Annotated in this window: 13 protein-coding genes; 4 read left to right on the top strand and 9 right to left on the bottom strand. The window is 65.1% G+C overall.

Features of this window, described 5'->3' with window-relative positions; translation table 11 throughout:
• Positions 1–44: 44 nt before the first annotated feature.
• Entirely contained in the window at positions 45–1,010 is a 966-nt protein-coding gene (locus ACVIIW_RS14060) for a 2-hydroxyacid dehydrogenase (protein WP_456701302.1), read from the top strand.
• A 78-nt stretch (positions 1,011–1,088) separates the two neighbouring features.
• Positions 1,089–3,056 (top strand): cache domain-containing protein, encoded by a 1,968-nt coding sequence (locus tag ACVIIW_RS14055; protein WP_456701301.1) that lies wholly within the window; start codon positions 1,089–1,091, stop codon positions 3,054–3,056.
• Between the two features lie 7 nt (positions 3,057–3,063).
• Here the strand turns inward: ACVIIW_RS14055 and ACVIIW_RS14050 are convergent, their stop codons facing one another.
• Entirely contained in the window at positions 3,064–3,717 is a 654-nt protein-coding gene (locus ACVIIW_RS14050; RefSeq protein ID WP_456701300.1) for a TetR/AcrR family transcriptional regulator, read from the bottom strand.
• 107 nt (positions 3,718–3,824) lie between these two features.
• Here ACVIIW_RS14050 and ACVIIW_RS14045 point away from each other — a divergent pair, with 107 nt between their 5' ends.
• Positions 3,825–4,469 (top strand): glutathione binding-like protein, encoded by a 645-nt coding sequence (locus ACVIIW_RS14045; RefSeq protein ID WP_456701299.1) that lies wholly within the window; start codon positions 3,825–3,827, stop codon positions 4,467–4,469.
• Between the two features lie 54 nt (positions 4,470–4,523).
• On the opposite strand, the gene ACVIIW_RS14040 is transcribed toward ACVIIW_RS14045, so the two are convergent.
• The 5 genes from ACVIIW_RS14040 to ACVIIW_RS14020 all read right to left on the bottom strand — a co-directional run bounded on the left by ACVIIW_RS14040 (position 4,524) and on the right by ACVIIW_RS14020 (position 11,505).
• Positions 4,524–6,182, bottom strand: a complete 1,659-nt coding sequence (locus tag ACVIIW_RS14040; protein ID WP_456701298.1) for a hydantoinase B/oxoprolinase family protein — start codon at positions 6,180–6,182, stop codon at positions 4,524–4,526.
• Between the two features lie 2 nt (positions 6,183–6,184).
• A complete protein-coding gene (locus tag ACVIIW_RS14035; RefSeq protein WP_456701297.1) occupies positions 6,185–8,269 on the bottom strand; it encodes a hydantoinase/oxoprolinase family protein in 2,085 nt (694 codons plus the stop codon).
• Between the two features lie 140 nt (positions 8,270–8,409).
• Entirely contained in the window at positions 8,410–9,231 is an 822-nt protein-coding gene (locus ACVIIW_RS14030; protein ID WP_456701296.1) for an NAD-dependent protein deacetylase, read from the bottom strand.
• Positions 9,232–9,276: 45 nt separating this feature from the next.
• On the bottom strand, positions 9,277–10,113 hold the full coding sequence (locus tag ACVIIW_RS14025; RefSeq protein WP_456701295.1) for an SDR family oxidoreductase: 837 nt from the start codon (positions 10,111–10,113) through the stop codon (positions 9,277–9,279).
• Between the two features lie 72 nt (positions 10,114–10,185).
• Positions 10,186–11,505 carry a solute carrier family 23 protein gene (locus ACVIIW_RS14020; RefSeq protein ID WP_456701294.1) on the bottom strand — a complete coding sequence of 440 codons (1,320 nt, stop codon included), beginning with the start codon at positions 11,503–11,505 and terminating at the stop codon, positions 10,186–10,188.
• 123 nt (positions 11,506–11,628) lie between these two features.
• Between ACVIIW_RS14020 and ACVIIW_RS14015 the strand changes: the two genes are divergently transcribed.
• Positions 11,629–12,957, top strand: a complete 1,329-nt coding sequence (locus ACVIIW_RS14015) for a dicarboxylate/amino acid:cation symporter (RefSeq protein ID WP_456701293.1) — start codon at positions 11,629–11,631, stop codon at positions 12,955–12,957.
• A gap of 196 nt (positions 12,958–13,153) precedes the next feature.
• On the opposite strand, the gene ACVIIW_RS14010 is transcribed toward ACVIIW_RS14015, so the two are convergent.
• The 3 genes from ACVIIW_RS14010 to ACVIIW_RS14000 all read right to left on the bottom strand — a co-directional run bounded on the left by ACVIIW_RS14010 (position 13,154) and on the right by ACVIIW_RS14000 (position 18,010).
• On the bottom strand, positions 13,154–14,764 hold the full coding sequence (locus ACVIIW_RS14010; RefSeq protein WP_456701292.1) for an ABC-F family ATP-binding cassette domain-containing protein: 1,611 nt from the start codon (positions 14,762–14,764) through the stop codon (positions 13,154–13,156).
• 133 nt (positions 14,765–14,897) lie between these two features.
• Entirely contained in the window at positions 14,898–16,145 is a 1,248-nt protein-coding gene (locus ACVIIW_RS14005) for an amidohydrolase family protein (RefSeq protein ID WP_456705151.1), read from the bottom strand.
• Positions 16,146–16,654: 509 nt separating this feature from the next.
• Positions 16,655–18,010 (bottom strand): MFS transporter, encoded by a 1,356-nt coding sequence (locus ACVIIW_RS14000; RefSeq protein ID WP_456701291.1) that lies wholly within the window; start codon positions 18,008–18,010, stop codon positions 16,655–16,657.
• Positions 18,011–18,107: the final 97 nt, after the last annotated feature.

Below are 18,107 nucleotides of genomic sequence, written 5' to 3'. Positions count from 1 at the left end.
GCCAAGGAGAGGCACCAAAAGCGGAACCTTGTGAGGCACTTCGAATGACCGCAGGTACACTGGCCGTCCTGATCAACAGCATGCAGCAGAACTGGTCGCCGGAGCGCTGGAAGGCCCGGTTCGATGCGGTCTGCGGCGGTCGCCCCGTGGCGCGGCTGCCGGATGACTCGCTCGATCCGGCTGACGTGCACTATGCCGCCGTGTGGAAGCCGGCACCCGGTGATCTCAAGACGTTCCCGAACCTGCGCGCGATCTTCAATCTGGGGGCCGGCGTCGACGCGCTGATGGCGGACAACAGTCTGCCTGACGTGCCGCTGGTGCGCGTCGCAGTGCCTGATCTCACCAACCGCATGACCGAATATGTCGTGCTGCATGTGCTGATGCACCACCGTCAGGAGCTGTATTTGCGGGACTCCCAGCGCGCGAAGCGCTGGGAGCCGCTCTATCAATGGCCGGCGAGCGCCGTTACGGTGGGCGTGATGGGTCTGGGTACGTTGGGTGCTGATGCCGCCGATGTGCTGCGGCGGCTCGGCTTCCGCGTTGCCGGCTGGAGCCGCAGCCCGCGGGCCCTCCCCGGCGTCGAGTGCTTCCATGGCAGCGCCGGAATGGATGCCTTCCTGCGCAAGACCGACATCCTGGTGTCGCTGCTGCCGTTGACGCCGGATACGCAAGGCATTCTCAACCGAGAGGTCTTCACCAAGCTCAACCGCAAGAGCCCGCTCGGCGCGCCCGTACTGATCAATGCCGGCCGCGGCGGCTTGCAGAACGAGGCCGACATCCTGGCCTGCCTCGACGACGGCACGCTGGGCGCCGCCTCGCTCGACGTCTTCGTGCAGGAACCGCAGCCGGCGAACAGCCGGTTCTGGACCCACCCCAAGGTGGTGCTGACGCCGCACAACGCCGCCGACACCGATGCAGACGCAATCTCGGCCTATGTCGCCGGGCAGATCGCAAGGTTCGAGGCGGGTGGAGCACTGGAGAATGTGGTGGATCGCGGCAGGGGCTATTAAGGCCAGCGCTTCCGTTCACCGTCTCTTAGCGAGAAGTTGATAGGCGTTGTTAATCAACGCTCAACGAACGAGTCGGACATGCGGACGAGCCTCGGCCTCAGGATGCGGATCACGGTGGCGCTGGCCGTGACGGCGGCAGCGGCTGCGCTGATTGCCGTGCTCGGCGCGATGTGGATCATCGCAGGGATCATCGACCGCGCCGATCAGCGGGAATTGCGCAGCCATTATGACGCGCTGCTGTCACGAATCGCCGAGGAGTCCCACCGCGCCGCCGCCATGAGCACGGTCGTGGCGGCAATGCCCGCGACACAGGAGGCGATGGCCAAACAGGACCGCGACGCCCTGATCGCTCTGTTCGGTCCTGTCTTTAACGCGACCAAATCCGACTACGGCGTCGAGCAGTTCCAGTTCCATACGCCGCCGGCCACCTCCTTCCTGCGCGTGCACCAGCCGGCCAAGTTCGGCGACGACCTCTCGAGCTTCCGCAAGACCGTCGTCGACGCCAATCAGGAGCACAAGGTCGTGGTCGGCCTCGAGGGCGGCGTCGCCGGGCTCGGCATCCGGGGCGTGGTGCCGATCGCGCAAGGCGCCAAGCATCTCGGCTCCGTGGAATTCGGCCTGACCTTCGGTCAGTCCTTCCTCGACGATTTCAAGCTCAACCGCCATGTCGACATTGCCTTCCATCTCGCCGACGGCGTGGGCTTCAGGCTGTTCGGCGGCACACTGAAGGGCAAAAGCTTCTTCGAAGCGGCCGATTACAGCCGCGCCGCCGGTGGCGACTTCACCGTGCGCCAGGCAAAGCTCGACGGCGCGCCGATTGCCGCGCTGCTCGGACCGATCAAGGACTTCTCCGGAAAACCGCTCGGCGCCGTCGAGCTGGTGATGGACAACACCGATTACGTGGCCTCCGCCGATCGCGCCTGGTGGCTGTCGATCGGGATCGCCGCCCTCGGATTGATCCTCGCGGCGATCGTCGGTTATCTCATCGCTCGCGGAATCTCGCGTCCGATCCTGGCCATCACGAACGTGATGCGTGAGCTCGCGGACGGCCGTCTCGACGTCGCCATTCCGGCGAGCCGGGCCCATGACGAGGTCGGCGCGATGGTGAAGGCGGTCGCGGTGTTCCGGGACAATGCGGTGAATTTCAGCAAACTTCAGGCCGATCAGCTGGAGGCCAAGGCCCAATCGGAAGCGGAAAAGCGGCGCGCTTTCGCCGCGCTCGCCGACAATTTCGAAGCCTCCATCCGCGACGTCGTCACCACGGTGTCCTCGGCCGCGGTCGAGATGGAGCACACCGCGCGCTCGATGTCCGATATCGTCGACCAGTCGCGCCATCAGACCCGTGCGGTGTCGTCGGCTTCCGCGCTCGCCTCGGAGAACGTGCAGACGGTGGCCGCCGCGGCGGAAGAATTGTCCTCCTCGATGACCGAAATCAGCCGCCGCCTTGCGCATGCGACCGAGGTGGTTGGCAAGGCCGCGAGCGACGGACGCCGGTCCAACGAACGGGTGCAGAGTCTCGCCGACGCCGCGCAGAAAATCGGCGACGTCGTCTCCTTCATCAACGGCATTGCCGGACAGACCAATCTGCTGGCGCTGAATGCGACGATCGAGGCGGCCCGTGCCGGCGAGGCCGGCCGCGGCTTTGCGGTGGTCGCCTCCGAGGTCAAGGCGCTCGCGACCCAGACCGCGAAGGCGACGGAAGAAATCGGCGCACAGGTCACGGCGGTTCAAGGCGAGACGTCAGGCGCAGTTGAAGGCATCCAGTCGATCTGCGCGACGATCCGCGAAGTCGACGAAATTTCCGCCGCGATCGCCGCGGCGGTCGGCCAGCAGGGCACGGCTACGCAGGAGATCGCGCAGAACGTCCAGCAGGCCGCCGCGCGCACCGGCGAGGTCTCGCAGAACATCGCAGGCGTCACCGAGGGTATCGCAGCGACCGGCACGGCCGCAGAAGAGGTGCTGGTTTCGGCGATCGAACTGTCGAAGCAGTCGCAGCGGCTGCGCGACGAGGTCGATCGTTTCCTGGCGCAGATTCGCGCGGCGTAGTCACAGACTAGGATTTAGCCCCCAGCATCACGTCGATCGCGCCTTTCACGATCGCCTCCAGCTCCTTGCGCGGCACGCGTGCCCGGGAGCGGATGGCGATGGTGTGGATGGTGGCGGAGGCGAGTTGCGCCAGCGCGGCCGGATCGGCACTCGCGGGCAGTTCGCCCTTCTCCTTGGCGCGGCGGAAGCAATTGGCGAAGGCCCTGTCGAGATCGGTGAGTCCCTCCAGCACCATGGCGCGGATCTCGGGATCGCCGACCGCTTCCGACGCCGCCGTCACCACCGTGAAGCAGCCGCGCGGGCCAGTGTCGCCCGAGAGATAGATGTTCAGCGCCGCTGCATAGATGCGCTCCAGCCGCTGGCGCACCGGCATCTCCTGACGAAAGATCTCGACCATCGATCCGCGCGCGTCCTCACGGTAGCGCTGGTAGCTCTTGATGTAGAGCTCGCGCTTGTCGCCGAAGGCGCCGTAAAGGCTCGGCCGGTTCATCCCGGTGGCTTCGCTGAGATCGTCGAGCGAGGTCGCGGCAAAGCCCTGCCTGCGGAACAGATCGAGCGCCTTGCCGAGCGCGATGTCGGGTTCATAGGCACGCGGACGGCCGCGGCGCCTGGGGCGGTCGGGCTCACTGGCAGCAGCTGGCGGTTTCGATTTTTGTACCATCTCGCACATTAATCCTTGACCCGCTCCATATTATGCAACACAGTACAAAAATCAATCTGGCCGGGTTGAGCGACACTGATCACGAGAATTGCCCAAGGAGGCCCACGATGGATCTTTATTTCTCGCCGCTCGCCTGCTCCATGGCGACGCGCGTCGCGCTGTACGAAGCCGGTGCAGAGGCGAACTACCTCGAGGTCGATTCCCCGACCAAGACGGTGCTGAAGGACGGCTCCGACTTCCGCGCCGTCAACCCGATCGGCCTGGTGCCGACGCTGCGCACCGACGAGGGCGTGGTGCTGACGGAGAACGCGGCGATCCTGCAATATGTCGCCGACCGTTTCCCGAAATCCGGACTCGGCGCGGCTGAGGGGATCGATCGCACGCGACTGCATCAATGGCTCTGCTTCATCGGCACCGAGTTGCACAAGGGCCTCTTCATTCCCGTGCTCGACCGCAAGGCGCCGCAGGAGGTCAAAGCCTACGCACTGGAGAAGAACCTGTCGCGGCTCGACTATCTCGATAATTACCTCGGGGGACGCGAGTTCCTGCTCGACCATTTCAGCGTGGCCGATGCCTATCTCGTCACGGTCATCAACTGGACGATGGCGACACCACCGATCGAGCTTTCGAAGTGGCCTGATGTGAAGGCCTATTACGAGCGGCTGCGTCAGCGTCCGTCGGTTGCGAAGGCGGTCGCGGAAGAGTTCGAGCTGTACAAGGCCGAGCAGGCGCGGAAGAAAGCGGCGGCGTAGGCCACGCTCGACAAGACATCGTCCCGGCCGGCAAGGCCGGGACGAGTTTTTTCGTCAGCGCGTATAGCCATAGAGCGCGGTCGCCTTGCCGGCGGAGACAAGCCCGCTCTCGACATCATCCTTGACCGCCATGCGATCGCGCTCACCCGGTGCGCCGATGCCGGCGCCGCCCGGGGTCATCACCACCAGCCGGTCGTCAGGCGGAATGGTCTGAAAGCCCTTGCCGCGCATCTTCTGTCCGGACTTGAGGCCGACATAGCCGGCTTCGCCGTTCTGGCCGCCATCGCGCCCGCGCGGCGGATGATCGATGCGGTCGAACGCCGCAAGAATGTCGAAGGGCGCATCGATGCCGGTACCGACCTCGATGATCTGGCCGAGACCGCCGCGGGTGCGCCCCGCGCCGCCGGAATCCGGACGCAGCTCCTTGCGCCAGAAGATCAATGGGGTCTGCGTCTCCGCGATCTCGACCGGCGTGCCGCGCACGCCGCTGGGATAGGCGGTCGCCGAAAGCCCGTCCTTCGCAAAGCGCGCGCCGGTGCCGCCATTGGACGTCACCGCCATCGAGAACCCGTAATTGCCGCCGACGCCGGAACGCGTCTGGCCGCGCACGTTGAGATTCCACAAACACGAGGTGCCTTCCGCCGGCACGCGCTCGGGAATGATCTGGCGCAGACAGCCGAACACCACGTCGGGCAGCATCTGGCCGATGATGTGGCGCGAGGCGACTGGCGCCGGCTTCGGCGCATTGAGGATCGCGCCGTCAGGCGCCGACACCGTCAACGGCGAGAGCGACCCGGCATTGTTCGGGATCTGCGAGGCGACGACGCAGCCGAGGCCGAACACGGTGTAGGCCGTGGTATAGGAGAGCGGCACGTTGATGCCGAATTTGGACGCGGCCGAGGTGCCGTCGAAATCGACGTGGATGCCTTCGTTCGAGATTGTGAGCGTCGCCGCGAGCGTCACCGGTGCGTCGTAGCCGTCGACGACCATGCTGTTGCGCCAGGTCCCCTTCGGCAGTTTTGCGATCTCGGCGAGAACGGCCTCGCGCGAGCGGTCGCAGATGTAGTCGCCGAGTTCGTCGAGCGTATCGATGCCGAACTCGGTCATCATCTCGACCAAGCGCTCGCAGCCGACGTCGTTGCAGCCGGCGAGCGAATAGGTGTCGCCCTCGGTGTCGATGGGGAGGCGCGTGTTGGTGCGGATCATCGCCATCAGCGTCTCGTTGACGACGCCCCGGTCGATCAGCTTCAGCATGGGGATGTAGAGCCCCTCCATGAACACGTCGGTCGCATCAGGGCCGAAGCCGATGCCGCCGATGTCCATGAGATGGCTGGTGCAGGAGAACAGCGCGACGAGCCTGCCATCCTTGAAGCAGGGCGTGGTGACGACGAAGTCGTTGAGATGCCCGGTGCCCATCCAGGGATCGTTGGTGATGTAGGCATCGCCATCCTTCATCGTCTCGAGCGGGAAGTGGTTGATGAAGTGCTTGACCGATTCCGCCATCGAGTTGACGTGACCGGGCGTACCAGTGACGGCCTGCGCCAGCATCCGCCCCTTGAGGTCGAACACGCCGGCCGAAAGGTCGCCGCATTCGCGCACGATCGGGCTGAACGCGGTGCGGAGCAGCACCTGCGCCTGCTCCTCGACCACCGCGATCAGCCGGTGCCACATGATCTGAAGGTCGATCAGGCTCGCGCCATTTGCCTTGCTCATGATCAGGCTGCCTTCCGTTCCATGACGATGCTGCCGGCACCATCGATATGGGCATCAAAACTGGTGGAGACGAAGGTGGAGGTCTCGTCCTCTGCGATCACGGCAGGACCTGCGATGGTCGCACCGGGTGCCATGTCCTCGCGGCGATAGAGCGGGATCTCGATGACCTCGCCTGCCCTGCCGTCGAAGAATTTGCGACTGCCCGAGGCTTTTGCCGCAGGCTTGCGCGTCACGGCTGACACGGTCGACGGATTGCGCGCCTCGGTGGTCGCAAGCACAGACCAGCTCAACACCTCGATCGCAGCACCCGGGATCGGGCGTTCGAACATCGCCGAGTAATCCGCCTCGAACTTCTGGCGCAGGCCCGGAAGATCAGCCGATATCAGCGGCCGGTTCGGCAGCTCGACGGTGATTTCGTGGCCCTGACCGACATAGCGCATGAAGGCGGCGCGGCGTTCGCGCACCGGCGCGCCGGCAGCACCTGGCTCGACCAGCGCGCGCGTTTCGGCCACCATCTCCTGCAAGAGGTCTGAGACCGCGCCCGTGTCGAAATCATCGAGCCGGACATGACGGCTGCGCACCAGTTCATAGGCGATGGGCGCCGCGAGGAAGCCCACCGCCGACCCGACTCCGGCATTCGACGGCACGATCACCCTGGAAACGCCGATCTTCTCGGCAACGCGGGCCGCATGTAAAGGTGCGGCGCCGCCAAAGGCAATCAGCGTGTGCTGGCCGACGATCTCGCCGCGCTCGACGGCGTGCACACGCGCCGCGCTTGCCATGTTCTCGCAGACGACTTCGTGGACGGCATAGGCCGCAGTCTCCGCGGACAGGCCCAGCGGCTCGCCGACGTTACTCAGCAGCGCTTTCTTCGAAAGCTCCGGGTCGAGCTTGATCGTACCGCCGGCAAAGGCATCGGGATCGATCATGCCGAGCGCCACATCGGCGTCCGTCACCGCGGGACGCTGCCCGCCCCGGCCGTAGCAGGCCGGTCCCGGTTCGGAGGAAGCGCTCTCGGGGCCGACGGTAACGCGCTTCATCGCATCGACATGGGCGATCGAGCCGCCGCCGGCGCCGATCTCGACCATCTCGATCACGGGAACGCGCACCGGCAGGCCGGAGCCTTTCAGGAAGCGCGCGGCGCGATCGACCTCGAACACGCGCGAGGTCTCGGGCTGGAATTTCTCGATCAGGCAGATCTTTGCCGTGGTGCCGCCCATGTCGAAGGACAGCACCTTGTTCTCACCGAGTCGCGCTGCGATCTGCGCCGCGAAGATCGCGCCGCCGGCGGGGCCGGACTCGACCAGGCGCACCGGAAAGCGCCGCGCCGTCTCGATCGAGGTGACGCCGCCGCCGGAGGTGACGAGATAGATGGCGCCGCGGAATTGCTCGACCTGCAAAGCGTCCGCCATGCGGGCGAGATAGCCGTCGATCAGCGGCTGCACATAGGCATTGGCGACCGCCGTCGAGGTGCGCTCATATTCGCGTATCTCAGGGCACACGGCGGAGGACAAGGTGATGGAGATGCCGGGCATCGCTTCGCCGAGGATCGCAGCGGCGCGCCGCTCGTGCTCGGGATTGGCATAGGAATGCAGGAAGGCGATTGCGACGCTCTCGATGTTCAGCTCACGCAATTTCGGCGCAAGCGCGCGCACCGCGGCTTCGTCCAGCGGGAGGCGAACCACGCCGTGAGCGTCGATCCGTTCGGGCACGGTGAAGCGCAGGGATCGCGGCGCCAGCGGCTTCGGCTTGTCGATCGAGAGATCATACTGGTCGTAGCGGCTCTCGGTGCCGATATCGAGCACATCGCGAAAACCCTCGGTCGCAATCAGCGCGGTTTTGGCGCCGCGCCGTTCGATGATGGCGTTGGTCGCGAGCGTCGTGCCGTGAATGAATACATCGATATCGCTGACATGCGCGTGCGCGTCGGTGAGGATGAGGCGCATGCCATCCAGCACTGCCTGCTCGGGCCGCTGCGGCGTGGTCAGCACCTTGCGCGTCTTGCGCACCTCACCCACGTCAAGCACGATGTCGGTGAACGTGCCGCCAATATCCACGGCAAGCCTCACCTCGGCTCCCTCAAGCATTCCTGAACACTCCGTGCTGATCGTCAACCCGCGGTCGAAACCACAGCAATTTTCATATCAGCGACCACGCAAATGGTGAAGTCTCGGGCGTCCTTTGCGGGGCACCTATGCGACGGGAGAGTGCACGCCGCACGGCACCTTCAGAGCAGGAAAGCCAGTGCTGCCTCGCAGCGCTCCTCGACCTTCAGCGTCAGGAGATCGTCAGCGCGGGTGCGGCCGAGATTGACCGCGGCAATCGGGATTTGCCTCGCGGCCGCAGCCTGCACGAAGCGGAAGCCGGAATAGACCATCAGCGACGAGCCGACGATCAGCATGGCGTCGGCCTGCGCCAGATGGTCCTGCGCGGCGGCAACGACGTCGCGCGGGACATTCTCGCCGAAGAACACGACATCGGGCTTGAGGATGCCGCCACAGGCTTTGCAAGCCGGCACCTCGAATGAGGAAAAATCCGTGCGCTCCAGATCGGCATCGCCGTCGGGTGCGTCGGCGGCGTCGAGCTGCATCCATTCCGCATTGAGACGACCAAGCCTATCCTGGAATTCATCGCGCGAGGTCTTGCGGCCGCAGCCCATGCAACGGACGAGGTCGAGCCGTCCGTGCAGATCGATCACTTGCCGGTGGCCGGCGGATTGATGCAGGCGGTCGACGTTCTGGGTCAGCAGCATCGCGCAGCGACCGCCAGCCTCGAGCCGGGCGAGCGCATGATGTGCATCGTTCGGCCTGGCCTGTCCGAACCGCCGCCAGCCGATCAGGCTGCGCGCCCAATAGCGCTGGCGCGTCCCCTCTTCGGACATGAAGGCCTGGAAATTGACCGGCTGGGTGCGCTTCCAGTTGCCGTTACTGTCGCGGTAGTCGGGAATGCCCGAATTGGTGCTGCAGCCGGCGCCGGTCAGAACGAACAGCTTTTCGTGCCGGCCGACGAAATCCTGGAGCCGAGAGTCTGCCAGCGGAGCGTTTGTCATGGCGCAGATGTAGTCTCCGCTGCGGCATTTTGCCAGATCACCCCGCTAGCTCGCCCAATTCTCGCGAAATTCCGGAAAGAGCGTCAGCCCTCCACAGGCATAGATGGTCTGTCCGGTGATGTAGGCGGCATCATCGGAGGCGAGGAAGGCGAACACGGCGGCGATCTCTTCCGGGGTGCCGACGCGGCCAAGCGGAATGTGGCTGGTGACGACGCCACGCGCTTTTGGATCACCGGTCCAGGCCGCATTGATCGGCGTGTCGATCGCGCCCGGGCCGACGGCATTGACGCGGATGCCGCGTCCGGCAAATTCCAGCGCCAGTGTGCGGGTCAGATTGGCCATGCCGCCCTTGCTGATCGAGTACGCGAGATAGCCGGGCTTGGGGATGATCTGGTGGACACTGGAGCAGTTGATGATGGAGCCAGCCCCGCCACGCGCGACGAAATGCGCCAGCGCCTTCTGCGCACAGAGCACGGCGCCGTTGAGATTGACGTCGATGATGCGGCGATAAGCATCGATATCGAGGGCCTCGCTCGGCGATTCCCGCTGGAAACCGGCGTTGTTGACGAGACAGTCCAGACGCTTCCAGCGCGCGAGCACCGTCTCGAACATCGCAGCGACCTCCTGCTCGCTGCTGACGTCGGCCTTGACGATGAGATGATCGAGCTTGCCGTGCCCCCGATCGTTCGATCCCGTTCGCACCAACGCGAGCGACTCTTCGGCCCTTTCGGGATGATCGACATAATTGATGGCGACGGTCGCGCCTTCCTGGGCGAGCCTGACGGCGACGGCGCGGCCGATGCCCTGGGAGGCACCGGTCACCAGCGCGTACTGGCCGACGAGGCGCGAGGGAAATGGGGTCGAACGATCGGTTTGCGGCATGGGTTTTCTCCGGGATGCCTCATCATCGATGGAACGGGGATTTTGTTCCATCCCCTGGCGCATCGCCGGGATTCATTCCGCGCGTCGCGCCAGTGGCGAGGTCAGGATCTGATACAGGATAATGGCGCCGAAAGTCGCGGTGCCGATCCCCCCCATGGTGAATGCACCGAATTTGATCGTGAGATCACCAGCGCCGGCCGTCAGCGCCACGGCAACGGTGATCAGATTGGCAGGATTGGCGAAGTCGACCTTGTTCTCGACCCAGATCCGGCCCGCCATGGCGGCGATCAAGCCGAACAGCACGATCGAGAGACCGCCGATGACGGGACCGGGGATCGACAGGATGAGCGCACCGAATTTCGGTGAGAAGCCGAGCAGGATCGAGACCGTGGCAGCGAAGGCAAACAGCAGCGTCGAATAGACCTTCGTTGCTGCCATGACACCGATGTTCTCGGCATAGGTGGTGACGCCGGTCCCGCCGCCGCAGGCGGCCACGATCGTCGCCAGGCTGTCGGCGAACAGAGCGCGGCCGAGATAGGCATCGAGACTCCGGCCCGTCATGGCGCCGACCGCCTTGATGTGACCGAGGTTCTCGGCGACGAGAATGACCGCAACCGGCGCGATCAGGAAGATCGCATCGGCGTGGAAGGTCGGTGTGGTGAAGTTCGGCAGGCCGAACCACGGCGCGGCCGAGAGCTGCGTGAAGTCGATCGGCTTGCCGAAGCCGAGGCCGTTGGCGAGCAGCAGGTACAAAAGATACCCGCCGATCGCGCCGAGGATGATGGGCAGGCGACGCCACAGGCCGGGGGCCGCGACGGCGACCACGCCGATGATGAGTACGGTCGCAAGTCCGATCCAGGTGTCGAACGCATTCGCGCTCACCGCCTTGACCGCCACCGGCGCGAGGTTGAGGCCGATCGCCGCGACCACGGCACCGGTCACAGCCGGCGGCATCAGCCGCTCGACCCAGCCGACACCAGACCACATCACGATCAGCGCGATCACGCCGTACAGCACGCCGGCGCCGACGATGCCGCCGAGCGCAACCGACAGGTTCGGGTTCGGCCCATGCCCTGCATAGCCGGTGGCGGCCAGGACGACGGCGATAAACGCGAAACTCGAGCCGAGATAGCTCGGCACGCGACCCGCGACGATGACGAAAAAGATCAGCGTGCCGATGCCCGAGAACAGCACCGCGACATTGGGATCGAACCCCATCAGCAAGGGCGCGATGATCGTCGAACCCGACATTGCAACGCAATGCTGAAGACCGGAGACGATCGTCTGGCCCCATGGCAACCGTTCCTCCGGCATGACCACGCCGGAGGTCTTCAGCTTCCAACGCGGAAAATAGCCCTGCGCCTGCCCGTCCGAGCCCGTTGCCTTCGACATCTTCCCCCCTTGCGGTGCAGCGATTGATCTTCGTGCGATCCGACAAAAATGTGATTGTTGCTTATACAGACATCATCACATGATGTGAATCAGGCGAGACCAACGCGTTCCCGGGCTCAGGATATGACACAAGTCGCGTTCCAGCCAGCCGTCCACCGCCGGCACCAGCCCTGGTACAAGATCCTCTATGTCCAGGTACTGATCGCGATCGCACTTGGGGTGCTGATCGGCTATTTCTATCCCGATCTCGGCAAGGCCCTGAAGCCGCTCGGCGACGGCTTCATCGCCCTGATCAAGATGATGATCGCGCCTGTGATCTTCTGCACCGTGGTGCACGGCATCTCCTCGATGGGCGATCTCAAGCGCGTCGGCCGGGTCGGGCTGAAGGCGCTGGTCTATTTCGAGACGGTGTCGACCGTGGCGCTCGCTGTCGGCCTTTTGGTCGGCGAGGTGCTTCAGCCCGGGCATGGCTTCAACATCGACCCTGCCTCGATCGACCCGAAGTCGGTCGCGACCTACGTCACCAAGGCGAAGGAAGAGGGCATCGTGGCCCATCTCATGGGCATCATCCCCGACAGCTATTTCGGCGCCATCGCGCGCGGCGACCTGCTCCAGGTGCTGCTGGTCTCGATCCTCTCGGGATTCGCCATCGCATTTCTCGGCAAGGCCGGAGAGCCGATCGCGGAGGCGGTCGACAAGGCCGCAAAGATGTTCTTCGGCATCATCCGCATCATCGTGCGCGTGGCGCCGATCGGCGCCTTCGGTGCGATGGCGTTCACCGTCGGCGCCTATGGTCTCGGCTCGCTGCTCAATCTCGCCGCCCTGATCGGCACGTTCTACCTCACCAGCATCCTGTTCGTGCTGATCGTGCTGGGCGCGATCGCCAGGGTTGCGGGCTTCTCGATCCTGCGCTTCATCGCCTACATCAAGGACGAGCTCTTGATCGTGCTCGGCACCTCGTCGTCGGAGACGGTGCTGCCGCAGATGATCCAGAAGATGGAGCATCTCGGCGCCTCGCGCTCGGTGGTCGGCCTCGTGATCCCGACCGGCTACAGCTTCAACCTCGACGGCACCAACATCTACATGACGCTGGCGACGCTGTTCCTGGCGCAGGCGACCAATACCCATCTGACGATCTGGCAGGAGCTCGGCATCCTCGGGATTGCCATGATCACCTCGAAGGGCGCCTCCGGCGTGACCGGCGCCGGCTTCATCACGCTTGCCGCAACGCTCTCGATTGTGCCCGACATCCCGATCCAGTCGATCGCGATCCTGGTCGGCATCGACAAGTTCATGAGCGAGTGCCGCGCGCTGACCAATCTGATCGGCAACGGCATCGCCTGCGTCGTCATCAGCATCTCCGAAGGCGAGCTCGACCGCGAGGCGCTGCACCAGACCATGACGCATCCGCTGGAGATGGGCGAGGCCCTGGAGCCTGGCGGAACCGCGTAGAAGCGCCGCACGAAAATCGAGGGCATGCGCCGCCCGCGATTCTCCCTGCGGTATTTTCCCGGAGTAGAAAATTGGTACGACCGGAGTCACAACAACGGCGTTGGGATCACGGACTGATACTTATCCATTCCACCCGACGCGCTGGGGGCAGAGCGTCGGGTTTTTGAAGAATTGTCACCAAGATCTGCCGGGCGGATCAGATGATCCCGCCATCGGCGCGCGCAGCACCGGCGAAATCAAAACGACGCGTGACTTCGATCGCTTCCAGGAACGCCTCGTCATGGCTGACGACGAGTAACGCTCCATCGTAGGCGCGCAAGCCCGCTTCGACTGCGGCGATGGACTCCAGATCCAGATGGTTGGTCGGCTCGTCCAGGATCAGCAGCGACGGCGGCGTCGATCCGCCCAGCACGCAGGCGAGGCCCGCTCGAAACAGCTGTCCGCCGCTCAGGCTGCCGACTTCTTGCATGGCGGCATCCGCGCGAAACATGAAGCGCGCCAAAGCGGCGTGGCATTCGTTGACGCCCGCCTTCGGATTGAGCCGCGCGAAATTGTCGAGGATCGAGATCGCAGGATCGAGCAGGCTGACCATTTGGTCGAACAGCGCGAAGTCCGGCCTGACCCGCACAGTGCCCGAGACAGGGTGTAGCTCACCGGCAATCAACTTCAGCAGCGTGGTCTTCCCGGAGCCATTGGGCCCGGCAATCGCGACACGCTCCGGCCCGACGATCGCAAGCGATAGATCGCGCAGGATGGGCCGGTCCGGCCGATAGCCCGCACTGACGCGATCGAGCCAGACCACTTCCCTCCCCGCGGGGAGCTGCGTCGACGGCAGCTTGACGGACAGCGGCTGAAGAATCTCCACGCGCCGACGCGCAGTTTCGACCGCATCGACGGCCTCCGCGCGCCGCCGCTCGGCAATCTGCGCGAACTTGCCGCCGCTGTCCTCGCTGCGATCCCTGCGCGCGCCGGCGAGGATCCGCGGCATGTCGCCTTTGGCACGCTTCGCCCTTCCGTCGCTGTCCTTGCGCGCTTTTCGTTCGGCTGCTTGCTGCGTCTTGCCATCGATCTCGGAGAGATGCCTTTCGGCATGGGCGAGGTCGTGCCTGACGGCGGCGAGCTCGAGGGCCTTCTGCGCGCGGTAGCTGCTCCAGTTGCCGCCGTAGCGCGTAGCGCCGAGCGAGCTCAGCTCGACGATGGCGTCCATGGTCTCGAGCAGTGCGCGGTCATGGCTGACGACGATCGCGCCGCCACGCCAGCCGGCGAGGAGCTCGATCACGGCCTGGCGCCCGTTCCGGTCGAGATTGTTGGTGGGCTCGTCCAGCAGCAGGAAGTCGGGCTCCGTAAAGAGCAGTGCGGCAACTCGCACGCGCGTGACCTGCCCGCCCGACAAACGATCCAGTTCCGTCTCCGGCGAGAGATCGAAGCCAACGCGGGCAAGAGCGGACGCGAGCCGCGTCTCGAGAGTCCAGTCGGCCGCAGCGACATCCTCGGCCGAAGCATTACCGAGCTCCGCCCGGCGCAGCAGGTCAAGCGCGTCGCGCACGCCGAAGAGGTCGGCGACCGTCACGCCGGCGCGCAGTTGGGCGTCCTGGCGCAGGAGCCCGACGGTTCCGTTGACGATGGCGCGACCCGACTGCGGAACGAGTTGGCCCGTGATCGCAGCGAGCAGGGTCGTCTTGCCGACACCATTGCGGCCGACGAGACCGGCACGCTCCGCGCCGAAGGTCAGATCGATATTGGAGAGAAGCGAGCGGCCGTCAGGCGTGGACAGCGACAGCCGCGACAGGATGATGGAAGCAGGCATGGAATTCCCCGTGAGCAATGCGGATGGGCGTTGCGGTCGGGGTCAAATCCATGGTGCTGATATCCTTGATGTGAGAATTGCTAATTAGTCCTGCGGTGGCTGGAGATCAAGCTGCACCTGGCGCAGATGGCGGTTAAGCGGCCAGCCTGTCGAACTGAACTTTTCCTGCCTTCATCACGAGCGGAATGTGCTCGCCCTGGCCGAGCAGGCAGGTCACGTCGTGCAACGGGTTGCCGTCGACCACCAGCAGATCCGCGAGCGCGTCGGGCGCGATCCGGCCGAGTTTTCCTTCCATGCCGAGCACCTCGGCACCAATCAACGTCGCGCTGGCGATGACCTCGCGCGCGCCCTGAATTTCGGCGCGGATGCGGAACTCGTCACTCTGCAGGCGCTGCGACGGCCCGAGCAGGTCGCTGCCGTAGCCGATCTTCACGCCGGCTTTGCGATAGATTTCGAGCGAGCGGAGGCCGGCATCGCGCACATCGGCGATCTTGGCGACGCTCTCCGGCGGCAGGCCGTACTGCGCGCCTTCATTGGCGAGCGCCTCATAGGTAACCAGCGTCGGCACCACATAGGCACCCTTCTCGGCCATCAGGCGCGCCGCCTGGTCGTCGACGAGATTGCCGTGCTCGATGGTGCGGACGCCGCAGCGCACCGCGCGCGCGATCGCCTCGGCGGTATAGGCATGGGCGAGCACGTAGGTCTGGCGGCCCCGCGCCTCCTCGACGATGGCGCGGATCTCGTCCTCGGAGTAGCCGAAGGCTCCGACCGGATCGGTCGGAGAGGCGACGCCGCCGGATGCCATGATCTTGATCTGGTCGGCGCCCATCTGGAGTTCCTCGCGCACCGCCCTGCGCACGCCGTCAACGCCGTCGGCAACGCGCGCCAGCGCACCGACGCGCACGCAGCACGGACAGACCGCGTCGCTGGCGAGATAATCCGAACGCGCCCGCATGTCGCCGTGCCCGCCGGTCTGGCTGAGCGCACGACCGGACACGAACAGCCGCGGACCGTCGGTCAGGCCGGTCTCGATCGCCTGCTTCATCGCATGGCCGGCGCCACCGGCATCGCGGACGGTCGTAAAGCCTCGCCGAAGCATGCCGCGCAACAGCAATGTCGAGCGCAGCGTCACCAGCACGTTCGGCATGTGGACCTGCTGCGCCAGGTTGAGCTCGATCGCGATGGTGTGCACGTGAAGATCAATCAGGCCGGGCATCAGCGTCTTGCCCGTCAGATCGATGGTTCGATCGGCGGTGACCTTGATCGGCCGGTCCGACACCTCCTTGATCAAGGTACCCTCGACCAGCACGTCATGGCCCGTCAGCAACTCCGGCTGGAGCGGGTCGAGCAGAGCGGCGCTCTTGAAGAGAATGCTGGGCATGGTGATGTCCTGTGAGGGCGCCGGCGCAAGCAGCGCCGGCAAAGTGAGCTGGGCAAAGGGGAGACACGCGTCGACGTCGTCCTCGTCATACCAGCCGGCTTCATGCAGCAGATTGAGCGAGCCGAGCGTATGACCGCGCCAGCGCACCGGCATGTTGAGCACGCTGGCGCAGCCGAGCGAGGCGATCAACTCGTGGTCGGAGAAGACGTCGCGCAAATCATCCTGCGTGCGGCCGATATAGGCCTCGCCGCGGTCGAGCACGGCTTCGGTCCACGGCCCCGGCGCCAGCCGCTTGCGGCCGCCGGTGGGATAGGGTCCGGGAAGGTTGGAATAGATCCGCGCGGCTTCGCCGGTGACCTCGTCGTAGGTCAGGATCGTGAACAGCTTGTGCCCGATCGCCGAGTTCAGCGCGTCGTCCAGCGCCGCAAATAGCGTGCCCGGCTGATCCGCCCCGCCCTGTGCCGCCGCAACGGCCCTGAGCCAGGGATCGGCCTGCGGTCTGATCCGGCTCATGCAACCTCGCCCGCCGCGATCTCTTCCAGCGAACGGCCACGCGTCGGCACGCCCATCAGCACGACGGTGACCGCTCCCAGCAGCAGGACGGTCGTGGTGACGCCGAACACGCCGGCGAAGCCGAAATTGGGATAGAGGTAACCGACCAGGATCGGCGAGACGATCGCGCCGATGCGGCCGATGGCGGAGGCTAGCCCTGCGCCGGTGGTCCTGACCGGCGTCGGGAAGACTTCGGCGGTGTAGGCATAAACCCCCGCATAGGTGCCGTTCATGAAGAGGGACAGGAGAATTCCCGCCAATATGATGTGCTGGTCGGTCTGCGCGAAAGCGAGGCCGAGCGCACTGACGCCGCCAAGCACCATGTAGCTCGCGATCGTCGCCTGCCGGCCGATGCGCTCGTTGAAATACGCGGCGCTGAAATAACCGGGAATCTGTGCGCAATAGATCGCGATCGAATAGCCAAAGCTCTTGGTGATGCTCATGCCGTTCTGGACCAGAAGGCCGGGGATCCAGACGAAGAAGGAATAATAGCTGAAGGTGATCGCAAGCCACATGATCCAGGTCATGACGGTGATGCGCGCCTGGCGGGCGGCGACGAGTGCCGTGAAATTGGCGAGCAGCGTTCCACCGGTGGTCGGCGCCGCGGCTTCAACGACCGGCGGCGGCAGCACACGACCCTCGCGCGCAAATCCCGCCTCGATCCTGTCGAGCACGGCTGCGGCTTCCTTCTCCCGGCCGCGGGCTTCCAGCCAGCGCGGCGATTCCGGCAGGGCCCGCCGCCACCACAGCAGCATGACAACGGGCAGCGCCGTCATCACCAGCACGATGCGCCAGCCATTGTCGTAGGCGGGCACGATGAAATAGCCGAGCAAGGCTGCGGCAACGAAGCCAAAGGAAAAGAAGCCGGCCAATGCGCCGGTGAAGCTGCCGCGGTAGCGCCGCGCCACGAACTCCGCAAGATATGGCGCGATGATCGCACTCTCCGCGCCGGTACCCATGCCGGCGACAATCCGCGCAACGAAGAAGGCCGTCCAGCTATCGACCATCGCACTGACGATGGACGCCACGCAGTAGAGCGCCAAGGCCGACATCATCACCGCACGGCGGCCGATCAGATCACCGAGCGTGCCGGCAAGCAGGGCGCCAAAGAGAAAGCCGATATAGGTGCTGCTGCCGAGCACGCCGATCTCGACGCTGGAGAGATTCCACGCCGTGCGCAGCACCGGCAGGATGAACGCCAGCACCGCCGCGTCCATCGCATCGAACATGTAGCCGAGGCCGCCCATCAGGAGCAGGAGTGCGTGGAAGCGTGCGAACGGAAGGCGCTCGATTCGCGCCGATATCATTGACATGGAAGTCCCCCTCGATTGCGGCCCGGCACACCGCGCGTCGTTCGGGAAGGAACCATAGACAAAGTGACATTATCGTCATAATTTATAATCTTGATCT

The organism is Bradyrhizobium sp. USDA 4449, from assembly GCF_054056275.1.
The sequence above is the reverse complement of the archived record's forward strand: the minus strand, read 5'-3'. Positions and strand labels throughout refer to the sequence as shown.

What these genes read in the sequence shown, in the direction of transcription:
- ACVIIW_RS14005 (WP_456705151.1), bottom strand. Translation starts at nt 16,145, where the DNA reads ATGCCCAGCATTCTCTTCAAGAGCGCCGCTCTGCTCGACCCGCTCCAG.
- ACVIIW_RS14050 (WP_456701300.1), bottom strand. Translation starts at nt 3,717, where the DNA reads ATGGTACAAAAATCGAAACCGCCAGCTGCTGCCAGTGAGCCCGACCGC.
- ACVIIW_RS14025 (WP_456701295.1), bottom strand. Translation starts at nt 10,113, where the DNA reads ATGCCGCAAACCGATCGTTCGACCCCATTTCCCTCGCGCCTCGTCGGC.
- ACVIIW_RS14060 (WP_456701302.1), top strand. Translation starts at nt 45, where the DNA reads ATGACCGCAGGTACACTGGCCGTCCTGATCAACAGCATGCAGCAGAAC.
- ACVIIW_RS14015 (WP_456701293.1), top strand. Translation starts at nt 11,629, where the DNA reads ATGACACAAGTCGCGTTCCAGCCAGCCGTCCACCGCCGGCACCAGCCC.
- ACVIIW_RS14020 (WP_456701294.1), bottom strand. Translation starts at nt 11,505, where the DNA reads ATGTCGAAGGCAACGGGCTCGGACGGGCAGGCGCAGGGCTATTTTCCG.
- ACVIIW_RS14045 (WP_456701299.1), top strand. Translation starts at nt 3,825, where the DNA reads ATGGATCTTTATTTCTCGCCGCTCGCCTGCTCCATGGCGACGCGCGTC.
- ACVIIW_RS14010 (WP_456701292.1), bottom strand. Translation starts at nt 14,764, where the DNA reads ATGCCTGCTTCCATCATCCTGTCGCGGCTGTCGCTGTCCACGCCTGAC.
- ACVIIW_RS14030 (WP_456701296.1), bottom strand. Translation starts at nt 9,231, where the DNA reads ATGACAAACGCTCCGCTGGCAGACTCTCGGCTCCAGGATTTCGTCGGC.
- ACVIIW_RS14040 (WP_456701298.1), bottom strand. Translation starts at nt 6,182, where the DNA reads ATGAGCAAGGCAAATGGCGCGAGCCTGATCGACCTTCAGATCATGTGG.
- ACVIIW_RS14000 (WP_456701291.1), bottom strand. Translation starts at nt 18,010, where the DNA reads ATGTCAATGATATCGGCGCGAATCGAGCGCCTTCCGTTCGCACGCTTC.
- ACVIIW_RS14035 (WP_456701297.1), bottom strand. Translation starts at nt 8,269, where the DNA reads ATGCTTGAGGGAGCCGAGGTGAGGCTTGCCGTGGATATTGGCGGCACG.
- ACVIIW_RS14055 (WP_456701301.1), top strand. Translation starts at nt 1,089, where the DNA reads ATGCGGACGAGCCTCGGCCTCAGGATGCGGATCACGGTGGCGCTGGCC.